Source organism: Flavobacterium sp. (assembly GCF_039916025.1).
In the GTDB taxonomy this organism is placed as follows: domain Bacteria; phylum Bacteroidota; class Bacteroidia; order Flavobacteriales; family Flavobacteriaceae; genus Flavobacterium.
The window spans coordinates 13,779-28,574 of the sequence record NZ_JBDSMB010000103.1; the positions used below are offsets into that span (position 1 = coordinate 13,779).

A 14,796-nucleotide genomic window follows, 5' to 3' on the forward strand; every position below is an offset into this window, starting at 1 on the left:
ATCTAAAGAGTATCCATGGAGCATCAATGACTTTGGTATTGCTTAGCTAAGTATTTGGCGGGCAAATACAATCTGTTTGAATAATACATCGATATCCTGCAATAATTAAATACTATCCGAATCCCTTCCATACTATCAGGCTGCGAATTAATTTTGCATTCATAAATTATCATTATGATTTCAGCAAACAGAAGGCGTTTTGCCACTTACCTTGCTCTGGCTGTAATTCCGTTATCAGGTTTTGCCACCGATATCTATATCCCTTCGCTTCCACAGATGGGAACCGACCTGAAGGTATCGTCCCTGCAGGTGCAGATGACCCTCAGCATTTTCCTGATCAGTTACGGAGTCTCGCAGCTTTTTATTGGCGCTATCCTTGACAGCTTTGGACGCTACCGCCTCGGATTGCTTTCGTTAGCATTGTTCGCCGCGGCCAGTGTCGTTATTGCCACTACCACCAATATCCATATCATTTATATCATGCGTGCCATACACGGGCTCACCGTGGCTACCGTAGTGGTTGCCAAGCGCGCCTATTTTGTCGATGTGTATCAGGGTGATGAACTCAAAAGCTACCTGAGCATCTTTACCATTATCTGGTCGGCGGGACCTATCATTGCCCCTTTTATTGGTGGTTACCTGCAGGATGTCTTTGGTTGGAATTTCAATTTTTATTTCCTTGCGGGGCTCGCGGTGCTGCTGCTTGTTCTTGAGTTGTTTTTTAGTGCCGAAACCTTACCCAAGCGGTCTGTGTTTAATCTCCGAAAGATCAGCACCACCTATTTTAAAATGATTGTGACGCCAAGCTTTACATTGGGACTTATCATGCTCGGCTTTGCCTATTCGATGGTGATGGTTTATAACCTTACGGGACCCTTTGTCGTACAGCATCACTTTGGTTTTTCGCCTGTAGCAGCAGGCTATTGCTCGCTGATTCTTGGGATGGCGTGGATGGCGGGTGGGTTTATTGGCAAAGCCACGATACAAAAGCCTTTCCTGAAAAAGATTACCCTCAACCTGATAGTGCAGCTGCTTCTGATTGCGGGTATGATTGCCAGCCTTGCCTTTGGTGAAAGCCTTTACAGCCTTGTGCTCTTTGCCTTCCTGATCCATACTTGTGCAGGCTATACCTTTAATAACTATTTTACGTCGAACCTCAGCCAGTTCCCGGAACATGCCGGAATTGCCAGCGGGCTTGTGGGCGGTGTGGTTTTTATCATCGTCTCGTTTCTGTCTTATGGCATAGTATCTGTTATCCCCGCGAAAGACTCGGCAAACCTTAGCCTGAGTTACCTGCTTTTATGTGCAGCATCGTTTGTTGCGCTTTATGCTATTTTTAGGATGGGTAAAAAGGCCTGATTAGCGAATAGACAATTACTACTATTTGAAGTTACAGTTGTTAAGGAATTTTGGAGTGATGTTATTACCACACGAAAGATTCTTGCGGGAGCGGGGTTATTGAATTTGTGTTGGATTTTGATAGGGTAGATATTTAAAAAAAAAAGCTCCATTATTGTGGAGCTTTTGTATTTGTAACACGTTTATTACTGTATTTTAGAAATCATTTTTTCCTGATCGTGTAGGCGTCCAAAGATGGTGTTAAGTGTCGATTTTAATTTATCAGTCGCTCCCGATATGGCTAATGCCTCAGAATCTGCTTTGCAGGATACCGCGATTGGCTTTCTGCCTTCTAAACGTGCTTCTAATAAACAAAGCGTATCGTTAATAGCTTCTTTTTTTCCGTTTTCGTCAGACAAGTGGACTTCAATTCGTGTAATATGGCTTTCAAATCGTTTTAGGTTTTCTTCAATTACTGAAGTAAAATGGTTTTGATTTCTTTCCTCGCCACTAATGGTCTTGTCGGTGTTGAATTGAATTTTCATGATAGTATATTTTAAATTTTATCTGTTTTCGTATTTAGTAAAGATGCTGTTTATAAGACGCCTTCTATTACAGAATTAGTACTTTTAATTACATAATGTTGCTTTACTGCCTTATGATTGTTATTTGATGTATTACAGTGGATTTCCCTGTCAACAAGATACCTAGAAATAACGGTTATGAAAAGTGTTTTAACAAAAGGATAAGAGTTGTGTTATGGGATTGTCACCGTTTGTCTTTCCTGCGAAGGCGGGAATCCAATCAGATTTGAAAGCATTTTAAAATAACTCCACACAAATCCCAATATGAAAAGGATAGCTTCAAACATATTATTTAAAATTCAAGCAAAAAACTATTTTATTTTAACTCAATGCTATGCCAGTTCACTACGCTGGCTACCGTTACATAATCGATGAACTACCTGTTTATTTAACACTACACTGCTGTACCATTAACATTATGTCGTTGTGGAATGTTATATCTTTACAGTCCCAAACTGTAACAAAATAAACCTATGTCTGTAACTACTGTTATTGAGTATTGTCAAAGCATTGATAATCCTTTATTGATAGAATATTATTTTAAAGGAGAACTAATAGATGACCCTGATTTATTTTTTGATCTCAATCCTGGTCTTTTTGAACTGGCTTTTCCCTCAGCCGAAAAAACCCAGGATATGATTAACAAGAACCTATTGTATGGTACTACCCACAAACTCGTTATCTCAGAGTACGGATTTAACTTGGTGTTCCGATAATTAGGCAGGACTTTTGTTATCACTACAGGATTTTTGTATAGCCTGGAATTCGCAGAGCTGGGAAATATGTTATTTACCACACGAAAGGATTTGTGCGGTAGCCGGGGAAATCCCCGCTATCGGATTAAAAAACTACCTAAATCGTAACCCCAAGCGCGGCAGGAACTACATTCGGGGTTTTAGCAATACCAAGAGATAAACTTCCTTCCTGAATATCGTCTAACAGCCATTTTCCTTCCGTGTATTCTAAGAACCATACGAATTCTAAATCATCGTAGCCACTTTTTCCTTTAACGATCGCTTTGGTATCTCTATCCATTAAATAATCTTCGGCAACCAAATTAATGATAATCGCAATTCTGGAACCTTCAAAATTAGGTTCGTCCGTAAGTTCCAGATAGATCGGTTTTATTTTGGTAATTTCTTTAAGATTAGAAACATTTTTTACATTTTCCCGCTTCCATTGATCTAGGAAAACCATTTGTTGATTTTGCCAATACCAATGGTTCATATAATTCTTTACTTCGCTTAAATCTTCATTTGTCCACGCATTGTAAACGCGTCTGATGATATTGGAGAACTCTTTGTGCAAATGCAACCAGCCCAACTCTTTGTGCTGCACACTAAGCTGCGCCAAAATCTTTTTAATCTTAACAGCTTTTCTATATTCAATTAATTTGATGTAAATAATAAGCGGCAGCAGAATTATAGTGAGTACTATCAAAATTATTTTTCCCCACCATGTTCTAAAAAAAACTTTTGCAACCGTACCACCCGGACCGGCATAGATGGGATCTATTGTAAAAAGGATAATAACTACCGTTAGTAGCAGTAACCACTGTTTTTTTGATAAATTCATATTTAAGTATTTAAAGAAATAATTCTAACCAAATTAACGAAACCAAAGAAACATAGCAAAATGATAAACCGATAATTTTTTCGGGTATAATAACTTTTCCGCAAAAAAAAGACACTAAACCCAAACAGCGCCAGCCCAATTCCCAAAATAAAATAAATTTCTTTAGTACTGTTTTTTATAACAACCGAATTATTTTTTAGAGATATGCTGGAAACCTCTTTGGTAAAATACCTCACCTCAAGCTGCACCGAATCACCTACCGTAAGGGCATTGTATATTTTCTCAGTAAATTGGTCGTTATTGTTGGTAAAGCGAATGTTGTAGGTGGTAGTGCCAAAACGTTGTCTTTCGCTTATGCTTTTGCTTTCAACCACCGTGGTCATTTTTTGAAATGGTAAAAACTGCTCCACCAAAGTAAGCAAGCCTGCCAGTAATGGTATAACTAAAAAGAATTTGGCTATTTTATAATAAGTTGAAGACTCCATTTTTTTTATTTTTAGTTGCTGCGAAGTCAGGAGACTTCGTAGAGTGCTGTTACTAGCACATGAAAGATTCGTGCGGCAGACTTGAGAGCCATTCCTACGCCATATGTTTTAATTTAATAGTTCAATTTTACTTTTAACTTTTTCAATAAATTTACTCCTGTTTTGCCCTATTTTAATATTAGAACGATAAAAATCACCACTACCGATTAGCCAAAATATTTTGTCAACAGCATAAGTACTAACATTATTTAATTTTGCAATTCTATCCATAGCTTTTAAAGCTTCGTAATCTTGTTTTAAAGTAGATTTTTCATTTGGATTAATTATGTTTAGAGCTTTAAAGATTTCTTTTATATGTACATCAGGTTTGCCATATTCTTCAAAACCTATTTCTTTCAAAAAATCACAAGCTAATGGGAAACCAATTCCTGATATTTCTATACTAATCATTAAAGGTAAAGCTGGTTTTGACCTAGTATCATTGGTATAAAAATGAGCCCATTCGTAAAAGTCGTTTATGGTTTTAAAGTTTGCTAAAAAATGTGCAGAGTCAATAATAGTCTTGCAATACAACGGCCAAAGACTTTTTTTAGTGTCTCTTACTTTACCAGAAGGGTTTAATTTCAATTTAATTTCTTCGAATAAATGAAATGCATCCAGACTAGAATATTTTGCTGCAACTTTATGAGGATTAAAATCAAATAATATTGGACTTAGCTTTTCAACTCCGCCAATTGAATTGCCAATAACTTTTACACTCATTTGTTTGTTTTGAGCTGTTTCACAAAACCTTTTAAAAATTATATTGAAATCATTTGGTTTTTGATGCAACGGTATCAAATGTTTTTCAATTTCCTGTTTTGAAATAGAGTCGTGAGATATTAAGTAATTTAAGGCATGATTGTATATTTTGTTTTCCATAATTATTTAAAACAGATTAATTAATTTAATTAAAATATAGCGTCCCTTTAGCATAACCATAACTACTTGTAAATTTGAGAATTACTTCTTGATAGGTAGCATATTCATAACAATATTTTGTTTCTATATATAAATCAGTGCCTTCAACTTTGTATAGATTTGATGCTTTGCGGGTAAGATTGACTTTATAAGTGTCAATATTTAGTTTTGTTGGAACTAAAATCACATCAATATCTTCAATATCACCAGATGAAGTTAAAACTTTGGTGTCTCTATCATTGGGTTCTACTGCTTTGTAAAAATTAGAAATGTCACAAGTATTTGATACTGTTAATTTTTTAGATGTAAACGATGTTGTGATTATCATTGTCATGATTAGTAATAAATAAGATACTGTTTTCATAATCAAATGTTTTAAATGTTACGCACTCTTATACAAATACTTTTGAAACCCAATAAACGTTTCTCTAATTTTATCAATTCCTCCAAGTGCGATTGTAGCATCGCTAATTGATTGGTATTTCAACATCAATAATTGTGGTAGTTTTTCCTGATCTAGTTCATCAACCCCTGTTTCAATATATTTAGACAGCACGAAGTCTAAAAAATCTCTGTGTTTTGAATCTAAGTTGCTTTCAAAACTACTCTTTGCTTTCTCTACACGGACAACTCTTGGAATAGGCGTAATACTATAGGCTATGTATTCCAATACGTCAAATAAGTCACTGTTCTCGGCTTCTATTAATTCCTGTAAGTTGAGTAGAGTGTCTTTGCCATAACCGGCAGAATCTAGTTTTTCTAATAATGACTTTCTGGTTATTGGGTCTGACCAAATTGTTCTCAATTCTTCTTCATTACTAAAAAATTCCGGTAGTTTACCGTATAAGTTTTGCATAAACTGCTCTACTGAAATAGGCTTACCATCTGCATCCCAAAACGAAGTAGAAACCATACTTTTAATAGTTCTCTCTTTTCCGTCAGCAAGTTTTATTTTTACTTTATTTCTTTTCAGAACTTCTATAGGTTCTGGTGGTGGGTCGTTGACAATTGGTTTAGGTTTTTCTATGCCACCAGTGGGTATGTCAGGTTCTGGTGCAATAGGTTCACCATCCCATTCGGGGTCAAGAAAGTTTTTATAGGCATCTACAAAGTCATAAATGGTAAAATAGTCTTTACCGTCAAACATCCTAGTGCCACGACCTACAATTTGTTTGAACTCTATCATAGAATTTACCGGACGTAGTAACACTACACTTCTAACATTTCGGGCATCAACTCCAGTGGAAAGCTTTTGAGATGTTGTTAATATAGTAGGAATAGTTTTTTCGTTATCCTGAAATTCTTTTAGATATTGTTCTCCCAGCGCACCATCATTAGCAGTAACTCTAACACAATAATGTGGATTAGTATTTTTGCTATTCTGATTAATCAAATCTCGAATAGCAGCAGCATGCTGCTGATTGGCACAAAACACAATGGCTTTTTCGTTAGGATTAGCCAACTCCATAAACAACTGCACACGCTTTAGTTCCCGGGCTTTGATTTCTATATTTTTATTGAAGTCCGCTTCTTTGTATACTTTGTTGTTTTCCACTTCGCCTTCAATCACATCATCATCGGGTGTGTAGATGTATTCATCTAGAGTGGTTTGGATGCGTTTTACTTTAAACGGCGTTAAGAAACCGTCATTAATTCCTTCTTTTAATGAATAGATATAAACAGGCTCTCCAAAGTAAGCATAGGTGTCAACATTGTCTTTTCGTTTGGGAGTTGCAGTTAATCCCAATTGTACCGCAGGTGAGAAGTATTCTAATATTTTGCGCCAGTTGCCTTCGTCATTAGCACCACCACGGTGACATTCATCTATAATGATAAAATCAAAGAAGTCAGCTGGATATTCACCAAAGTATGGTTCGGGATTACCTTCTTTATCTGTGCCGCTCATAAAGGTTTGAAATATGGTAAAGAAGATATTACCATTGGTAGGTACACTTCCTTTTTTGCTTATTTCTTTAGGATTGATACGTACTAATGCATCTTCTTGAAATGCCATAAAACCTGTAAAAGCTTGATCAGCTAAGATGTTTCTATCTGCCAAAAATAATATTCTTGGTCGTCTTGAACCATCTTTCTTTAAGTTCCATCTGGTTTGGAATAACTTCCATGCTATCTGAAAAGCAATAAACGTTTTTCCTGTTCCTGTAGCTAAGGTCAATAATATCCTTTGGGTGTCGTTGGCAATAGCTTCCATCGTTTTGCTAACAGCATTCTCCTGATAGTAACGTGCGCCTTTAGTACCACCAATTAACTCAAACGGAACCGAATTAAATTTATCACGCCAGGCATTAACTTTGGCAAAAGTCTTATGCCATAATTCTTCTGGGGTAGGAAAGGAGTCAACTAAACCTTCAGTTCCGGTTTCCATATCTATCTGATAAATTTCTCTACCATTAGCCGCATAGGTAGTTTTTAACTGTAATCTTACCGCATATTCCTTAGCTTGCATAACGCCTTCGCTAACATCTAAATCATCACTCTTTGCTTCTACAACAGCTAACTTAATACCTTTATAAACTAACACATAATCAGCAATAACTGGTTTACCACGTTTACCGCCTAACTGAATTCGCCCATCGGTAATGTTGTGTTCTCGCAATACTTTGGTATCTTCTATAACACCCCAACCACTTGCTTTTAGCTGTGGGTCTATTAGTTCGGCTCTTGTTTCGGCTTCGTTCATAAACTATTGGTTTATTTCATTTTCCCAAGCATGAATTCTGGTATCAATTTCTGCCATTGGAAGACGGTCGTTCAATTCTTTTAATAATCTCAACTTTTCAACACAAGTTATAATTGGTAATAATCCTTGCACTTTTATTTGTTCAATTATATAGATCATTCCTCGTACTTCAACTCCTGACGCACTTGCTTTTGTTCTCAATTTTCCGTCACCAGTAACTAGTATGCCATCCATTTTTTGAGCAAAATACCAAGTAGAACAATCTTCAAAACTCAAACCAGCATGTTCTTCCGTCATTTCAAAAATAGCATTCATATCTGCTTCATTTGCACCAAGTTTTACAAGAACAGCAGATTGTAATGCAGCTTGTTGTTCAAGTTCCATTTCAGCAAAAACAAAATCTGTAGTATATAATTCAAACCCCAATGCCAAAAATGCCACAGCCAAATCAAGTTTGACGATGTCCATTAATATATTAGCATCATTAATATGGAGTTTCATTTATCGGATATTGGCAGTTAATTTATTTTTTAAATCTCCTAAACTAATCTGCAATAAAGAAGATGCCTTACTCATAGAAATCAATTCTTCTGAAACAGCTCTATACACTAAATTTTCATAACGGTTAGAATGTGCCAAACCATCGTAACGACTTTGCTCGGTTACTCGTTTTAACTCGGGGTCAGAATTCAATTGCTGATAGAATCGTTTAACTCGGTCTTGTGACATTATTTTAGTTTCTCCAAGTTTATATACAATAGCAGAAATACTAATACCGTATTTTTCCTGTACGTTTTTTAATTCTTCCAAAGTAACTCGGCTTCTTTGTTTGCCAAATTCAACCAAAACATTGGCTTCGGATAATAACATTTCAGAAGCAAACACATTGCAAAATCGCTCTTGTTGTTTAGCTTCCAAGTTTCCAATAGGCAATAGCAAATGTCCTAATTCATGTAGTAAAGTAAAGCGTTTGCGTTCTATAGGCATTGCTTTAGCAATAACAATAATGTGGTATTTGCAATCAATAATAGTAGCTAATCCATCAAAGTTGCCGCTTTCATCTTCTATTTCAATTACTTTGATATGATTGTCTTCTAATAAATCAATGATGTTATGAATAGCATCCTGACCGATATTGCAATAATTTCTTAAGGTGGTTACAGCAGTTTTTACATTGACTTCGCTTTGCATTACACTATTTACTAACGGATTTTGAAAAGCATTAGATACTTCGCAAATATTTTCTATATACAAATAGTTCTCTATTTGAATACGTATTTCTTCTTTTAAAGCACTTACTTTTTTAGCGCCGAATTTGCTTTTCTTTCTGAAGTTTATTTCTCCAATAATAACCTCGGGTTTTCTAAAAAAGTAATCTACTTTTTGCTGGAACAGTTTTGATAGTGCAATAAGCTTGTCACTTGTAGGCACAGATTTCCCTTGCTCATACTTGCTTATCATTTGTTTGGTTACGCCAATAGTATCGGCTACTTCTTGCAATGATAAACCTTTATGAACTCTCGAATTTCTTATTCTTTGTCCAATAATTGCTTCCATGTTTGTTGGTGTTTGGTTGACAAATATATAAATATTATTTATTTTGTCAACCATTAAAAACAATTAATTTGTTATTTATCAGGGTTGTCAAATAATATTCTGTCGAAATTAGTAGCTATATATTTTTGAAATTGTGGCTTTACATGTTCCTTTTGATTCTTGGTATCTTTACCATTAAACCAAACTGAACGTTTTCCAATATTGTTACCTTTAATATTTTGATTAGAGTTCTCGATAAACTCTTTTGAAGATAGTATCCATAAAGTATCCATCCGCTCTGAAAAAAAAACAAACCAATAATTTTTTCTGTAATCATGTCTTAAACCAGCAAACAATGCAGCATCTCCAAATTTATTACCTGTTGACCTAGCTTTTATTTGCACTTCTACAAAACTACCATCAGGTTTTTTTACCACAGCATCAATAGCATCATCATCAACCAAAGGCAAATAAACATCTAAGCCCTGTTTGAGCATTAACCCAACAACATAAAACTCTATCCTTTTACCAAAGGCAGCGGAATGGCGGAATGTTTTTATAGAATTTCCATCCATAATTTAATTATAAAAAATTATGTTCGCTAGAACTTAAATATTCAATCCTTTCTAATTTACTCATATAAAAAACCTGCGTCATCATATAGTCCAAAGAATTAAAAACACGATATTTTAAATTTTCCTTATTCTTAATTTCATTCTCCACATCATAGAATATATTCTTTATGTTTCCCTTAGTCCAATTTATTTTATCACCTTCAAGCAATACGGTCAAAAGAGCATTTTGATCTTTTTTGTCTTCAAATTGTGGCAAATATGTAATAATAGCAACTGCTTTCTTATCATTGATGATTGCCTCAAACATATCAACGAACCCATTTTCATATTGCCCTCTATCATTAACTTTGGACCATTTAAAATTCATATCATTCATTTTTATATAATTACACTTTTACTCGTTAACTCCCCACTAAACGCCTTTTGCAAAATACTCTTTTTTAACTCCTCTAAATCTAACAACTTTTGTTCATAAATGCCTTCCAACTTTTTTGTGGCAGCGCGTAAGTTGTCTAATTTGGTGACTATGTTTTGTTGTTCTTGTAATGATAATATTGGGATTTTATATTCTTTAATCATTGGTACTGTAAGTTGTGGAATGGCACTTCCGCTTCTTAAAATTTCTAAAGTATCTATTTTATATTTTAGAAATTCTAAACTCATCAGTTTATAATTTGGAATTAAAACAATAAGCCTAACTATTGGTAAATAATCTTCGTTGCGTAGTTCGGTGTGACCCGTTCCACTTCCTCTTGCTGCAATTGTTATTGATGGTTTACACACTCGGGCAAAATTTGTAAATCCATACAAACCATTTTTCTTTACAGAGTTTGCATATATTGGAATTGTAAATTTTTGTGTTTTTTCTATTGAAAAATTATTTTTAGGAGCATCACCTCCAGCAAATATTTCATCACAAACTTCTTCAATTGTTTTCTCCTCCCGACTATTACACTTATCACTAAACACCCTTTCCAACTCACTCTTAAACAACTCTTTTGCATTGTTCAGATTATGCTCTACATTGGCTTTTGCTTTGGCTATGGCTGCAAAGACTTCATCTAAAATGACAACGATGCGTTGTTGTTCTTGAAAGGTAGGTAAAGGGACTTTTAATTTTTTCAATCCTGTATTCGATATATGTATTATTCCTGTTGCTCCGGTAATGTATCTATCTAATTGATCATAAGCTGTAAATGTTTCAAAGTAATATGGTAAATATTTCTTAGCAAAAATTCCTTGCTTTGGTCTTATAACATTAATGTCCCCACCTAAAAACACTCCATCTTCATCAATTTCACGTGCAAGAAGCATATCTTTTTTGGAGGCAGTTGAAGTACCTGGAACTAAAATATCTCCTTTTATAGAGTAAAAAGCCCCAATTTTATTAGTCCTAGAAATATTATGATTTTCAATGAGAATATTTTTATGTTTAGTATATAATTCACCATATAAAATACATTTATTCTTTCCTTCTTCATCCAAGTCAGATTTTCTAAACCCACTTCCTCTTTTCCATTCAATAGGTAAGTTTAATAATTGTTCTTGCTTCATAACAATTCTACAATTGAGTTTAAAATACTATTCGTTTCAGAATCCAATTGTCGCATTTCGCTCAAAATAGTTTTAGCATCTCGCAAAGCGGCTTCTTCTTTTTTGTTGGGGTTTTTGGCACTTAAGTCAAGAGTTGTTTTATCTAAATCTGCCACTTTTATACTCCATGAGTTCTCGCTATCGGCAAAGGTTTTCTGTAATGTTAGAAACTCAGCCAAATCTTTTTCATTTAGTGGGTTGGTTTTTCCTAAGTTTCTGTCAAGGTTTAGTTGGTAGTACCAAACTTTATCGGTAGGCATTCCTTTTTCAAAAAATAACACTACGGTTTTTACTCCGGCACCGGTAAACGTTCCTCCTGGTAAATCCAACACAGTATGCAGGTTGCAGTTTTCTAACAACAGCTTTCGTAGGCTTACAGAGGCATTATCCGTATTACTCAAAAACGTATTTTTAATAACAATCCCTGCACGTCCACCAGCTTTGATAATTTTTATAAAGTGCTGCAAAAACAAACTCGCGGTTTCTCCTGTCTTTATAGGAAAGTTTTGTTGCACTTCGGCACGTTCTTTTCCACCAAAGGGTGGGTTGGCAAGCACTACATTGTAGCGGTCTTTGTCCTGTATGTCGGCAAGGTTTTCAGTAAGTGTGTTGGTATGGATAATATTGGGTGCTTCTACACCATGCAATATCATATTCATAATCCCAATAATATACGCCAAAGACTTTTTCTCTTTGCCATAAAAGGTCTTGCGTTGCAGGGTTTCAACATCAGTTGTTGTTAAGTTTTTTGCTTTACGCATATAATCAAACGCCTCACACAAGAAGCCCGCGCTGCCTACAGCACCATCATATATTTTTTCACCTATTTGTGGATTCACTACTTTAATAATGGTTTTAATCAGTGGGCGAGGAGTATAGTATTCGCCACCATTACGCCCGGCATTTCCCATATTCTTAATCTTGTCCTCATACAAATGGCTCATCTCGTGCTTCTCAGCATGGGTTCTAAAACGCAATTCATCAATGCGGTTTATCACCTCACGCAGGTTGTAGCCACTTTGTATGCGGTTTTTTAATTCGCTGAAGATTTCGCCTATTTTGTATTCAAGAGTATCGGCATGTTCGGCACTGGCTTTAAACTTTTTGAGATAACCAAAGAGTTGGTTGTTTACAAAGTCGGTCAAATCATCTCCGGTTAGTGCCGCATGATGGTCTAGTTTACCATCTTTATCTTTAGGTGCAGCCCAAATATTCCATTTATAAGAATTAGCAATAATAGGAGTGTATTCTTTCCCAGCCAAGAGGGCGTGAGTCTTTTTATCTTCTTCTAAATCGTCCAAGTATTTCAAAAACAACACCCATGAGGTCTGCTCTACATAATCTAATTCACTCCCACAACCTGCATCCTTATGCAGTATATCATCAATGTTTTTAAAGGTTTGTTCAAACATATTTGTATGCTAATTATTTTAGGTTTGTATTTCTTCAAACATACCAAAATTCTTTCACACCACCATCCCCACTAAAGGGTAATTTTAACATTTATTATATATGCATTCTTAGACTATTGAGAAAGAATTCTTATGGGAGCGAAAACAAAAACCTAAAAAAAATTTTCACGTTTAAAAATGTACACTAAAAGTGTACTTCTATTCCATTACAATCTGTACGATAAATTTATGCGGCTCAAAAATTTTAACATATATGGAACAAAATTTTTCAAATTAAAAAAAATGTTCCAAAAATTGTGGCATAATTTTTTCTTACAAAAAAAGTGTTCCAAGTCATGAAGTTTAAAAAAATTTATAAATCAAACTTCCGTATGATGAAAAAGCAACAAACCGTAAGAGAACTATTGGGGTTAACCCAAGACGAACTGGCGCTGGTACTACAGGTAAGCCGCAGCCAATTTGCAAAGTATGAATTAGGCATGCGTGATTTACCTTTGCGTGCAAAGTACCTGCTAGCTGAAATGCTCCAATACCTCCGTGATTCGGAAACAGCATTAAAACCGTCACCTGTTGTAGTAGCGCAAAACGCCCAAAAACTGCTCTCGGTTGAACAGATGCTAAAGGAAAATGAATACCAACGAATGGCAACAGCCCGCAAAATTACTACAGACGAGGCACGGTATCAAAACAAATTAAAAGCACTGCAATTGGTGAATTTTCTCTCGCTTCGCCCTGATGGCAAGGGAATAACTGAGCAGGCTGCGCTGCGGACCATTTCAAATAAGGCTTCCAAATCGATAAAGCAACAGGGTTTGGCTTCCGTTTTTAAACTCAAAATGAAATTGGAACTATTAGAACTCGAAAAATTGCTTCTCGATGCAGAATTACGAAAAATACTGTTAAATATTGATTTTATTGGCAATACGGACTAATATGTATTTGTAATACAATACTTGTTATGTTAAATATTTATTAAAATTTTATTCTTACAAAAGCTTTGGCACACGTCTTGTCTTTCAAGGAATATTATTAACAAATTAAATATTTTTATTATGTACACGATTACCAATTTGACGCAGGTTGCAGATTGCAATGCGTTACTTGCCTGGGCAGGTAGAGAGAAAGCAGATTTAGCTTTCAAAAAATTATCAGATGAGCGTTTAACTGCGAGATTCGCAGACACGTCTCAGGAGCTTGACGCCGTTTTACAGGGCGTAATTGCCGAACTTGCGGCAACAGAAACTATCATCGCGGTTTTACCCGATGGACCTACAAAAGACGAAGCCATTAACAAAAAAACCAGACTGGAGTACAAAAAGTTCCTACTCGAAACCCGTAGAGAAAGTTACGGTGTAGTAGCCTTGCTGGAAAAAGAAATGGATTTGGCAAGAGTCAATCAGGAAATTGTTGAAGTAGACACGTTTATCGCGACTATTGAAACACACAGAGATTCTTTGTAGTATCGTTTGCCATGACGATCAAGCCGCCCTTTCGGGCGGCTTTTTTTTATGGGTTTAACCACCTTTCTCGTCGAAAAAGACGAGCCACCCCTCCTTGAAAAGGAGGGGAGCCGTGTTTACTATTTACAATAATGATATATCTTCTAATTATAAAGAATTAAAAAGCTCCCCTCCTAATTTAGGAGGGGTGGATTGGTGAAGCCAAGACGGGGTGGTTCTAATTTAGAAAGTGTGGCAGTGCCTGTTCTGCTCCCGGAGTCAACAACACATAAAGTCCTACTAAGTACCATCGTGTAATGACGGTGAAGCCGCCTGAAAGGGCGGCTTTTTTTGTGAGGTTTCTGTAGTATCAATTTGCCTTAAGCAAACATTAATGATACTCGAGGGGCAATGGCACAAGCTTTGAAAAGTGTGGCTTTACCTGTTGTGCTCCCAGAGTCAACAACGCATAAAGTCCTACTAAGTACCATCGTGTAATGACGGTGAAGCCGCCTGAAAGGGCGGCTTTTTTTTGTGGGTTTTTATTTCAATCTCGGACTATTTTTAAAATATTTTATTTAGATATCTAAGATGGCAT

General features: G+C 35.7%; 16 protein-coding genes. 4 read left to right on the top strand and 12 right to left on the bottom strand.

Annotated elements, in window-relative coordinates:
- The first annotated feature begins 174 nt into the window (after positions 1 to 174).
- Positions 175 to 1,359, top strand: coding sequence for an MFS transporter (locus ABIQ27_RS07175; protein ID WP_348033109.1), 1,185 nt, complete (start codon positions 175 to 177; stop codon positions 1,357 to 1,359).
- Between the two features lie 185 nt (positions 1,360 to 1,544).
- Here ABIQ27_RS07175 and ABIQ27_RS07180 read toward each other — a convergent pair whose 3' ends face one another.
- The gene (locus tag ABIQ27_RS07180; protein WP_348033110.1) at positions 1,545 to 1,883 is read right to left on the bottom strand and encodes an HPF/RaiA family ribosome-associated protein; all 339 of its coding nucleotides are present in this window, start codon (positions 1,881 to 1,883) and stop codon (positions 1,545 to 1,547) included.
- A 512-nt stretch (positions 1,884 to 2,395) separates the two neighbouring features.
- Here ABIQ27_RS07180 and ABIQ27_RS07185 point away from each other — a divergent pair.
- On the top strand, positions 2,396 to 2,638 hold the full coding sequence (locus tag ABIQ27_RS07185; RefSeq protein WP_348033111.1) for a hypothetical protein: 243 nt from the start codon (positions 2,396 to 2,398) through the stop codon (positions 2,636 to 2,638).
- A gap of 136 nt (positions 2,639 to 2,774) precedes the next feature.
- On the opposite strand, the gene ABIQ27_RS07190 is transcribed toward ABIQ27_RS07185, so the two are convergent.
- The 11 genes from ABIQ27_RS07190 to ABIQ27_RS07240 all read right to left on the bottom strand — a co-directional run bounded on the left by ABIQ27_RS07190 (position 2,775) and on the right by ABIQ27_RS07240 (position 12,759).
- Complete coding sequence (locus ABIQ27_RS07190) at positions 2,775 to 3,497, bottom strand: hypothetical protein (RefSeq protein WP_348033112.1); 723 nt, start codon at positions 3,495 to 3,497, stop codon at positions 2,775 to 2,777.
- Positions 3,498 to 3,499: 2 nt separating this feature from the next.
- A complete protein-coding gene (locus ABIQ27_RS07195) occupies positions 3,500 to 3,982 on the bottom strand; it encodes a hypothetical protein (RefSeq protein ID WP_348033113.1) in 483 nt (160 codons plus the stop codon).
- A gap of 108 nt (positions 3,983 to 4,090) precedes the next feature.
- A complete protein-coding gene (locus ABIQ27_RS07200; RefSeq protein WP_348033115.1) occupies positions 4,091 to 4,903 on the bottom strand; it encodes a hypothetical protein in 813 nt (270 codons plus the stop codon).
- Positions 4,904 to 4,928: 25 nt separating this feature from the next.
- A complete protein-coding gene (locus ABIQ27_RS07205) occupies positions 4,929 to 5,306 on the bottom strand; it encodes a hypothetical protein (RefSeq protein WP_348033116.1) in 378 nt (125 codons plus the stop codon).
- An 18-nt stretch (positions 5,307 to 5,324) separates the two neighbouring features.
- A complete protein-coding gene (locus tag ABIQ27_RS07210) occupies positions 5,325 to 7,643 on the bottom strand; it encodes a DEAD/DEAH box helicase family protein (RefSeq protein ID WP_348033118.1) in 2,319 nt (772 codons plus the stop codon).
- A 3-nt stretch (positions 7,644 to 7,646) separates the two neighbouring features.
- Complete coding sequence (locus ABIQ27_RS07215; RefSeq protein ID WP_348033120.1) at positions 7,647 to 8,144, bottom strand: hypothetical protein; 498 nt, start codon at positions 8,142 to 8,144, stop codon at positions 7,647 to 7,649.
- Positions 8,145 to 9,200: an XRE family transcriptional regulator gene (locus ABIQ27_RS07220; protein WP_348033122.1), complete on the bottom strand. Its 1,056-nt coding sequence runs from the start codon at positions 9,198 to 9,200 to the stop codon at positions 8,145 to 8,147.
- A gap of 71 nt (positions 9,201 to 9,271) precedes the next feature.
- Complete coding sequence (locus ABIQ27_RS07225) at positions 9,272 to 9,754, bottom strand: hypothetical protein (protein WP_348033123.1); 483 nt, start codon at positions 9,752 to 9,754, stop codon at positions 9,272 to 9,274.
- A 7-nt stretch (positions 9,755 to 9,761) separates the two neighbouring features.
- A complete protein-coding gene (locus ABIQ27_RS07230) occupies positions 9,762 to 10,121 on the bottom strand; it encodes a hypothetical protein (protein WP_348033124.1) in 360 nt (119 codons plus the stop codon).
- Positions 10,122 to 10,132: 11 nt separating this feature from the next.
- Positions 10,133 to 11,308: a restriction endonuclease subunit S gene (locus tag ABIQ27_RS07235; protein ID WP_348033125.1), complete on the bottom strand. Its 1,176-nt coding sequence runs from the start codon at positions 11,306 to 11,308 to the stop codon at positions 10,133 to 10,135.
- Positions 11,305 to 12,759 (bottom strand): N-6 DNA methylase, encoded by a 1,455-nt coding sequence (locus tag ABIQ27_RS07240; RefSeq protein ID WP_348033126.1) that lies wholly within the window; start codon positions 12,757 to 12,759, stop codon positions 11,305 to 11,307. The genes ABIQ27_RS07235 and ABIQ27_RS07240 overlap by 4 nt, the downstream gene beginning before the upstream one ends.
- Positions 12,760 to 13,094: 335 nt before the next feature.
- Between ABIQ27_RS07240 and ABIQ27_RS07245 the strand changes: the two genes are divergently transcribed.
- A complete protein-coding gene (locus tag ABIQ27_RS07245; protein WP_348033128.1) occupies positions 13,095 to 13,691 on the top strand; it encodes a helix-turn-helix domain-containing protein in 597 nt (198 codons plus the stop codon).
- Positions 13,692 to 13,811: 120 nt separating this feature from the next.
- On the top strand, positions 13,812 to 14,219 hold the full coding sequence (locus ABIQ27_RS07250) for a hypothetical protein (RefSeq protein ID WP_348033129.1): 408 nt from the start codon (positions 13,812 to 13,814) through the stop codon (positions 14,217 to 14,219).
- Positions 14,220 to 14,796: the final 577 nt, after the last annotated feature.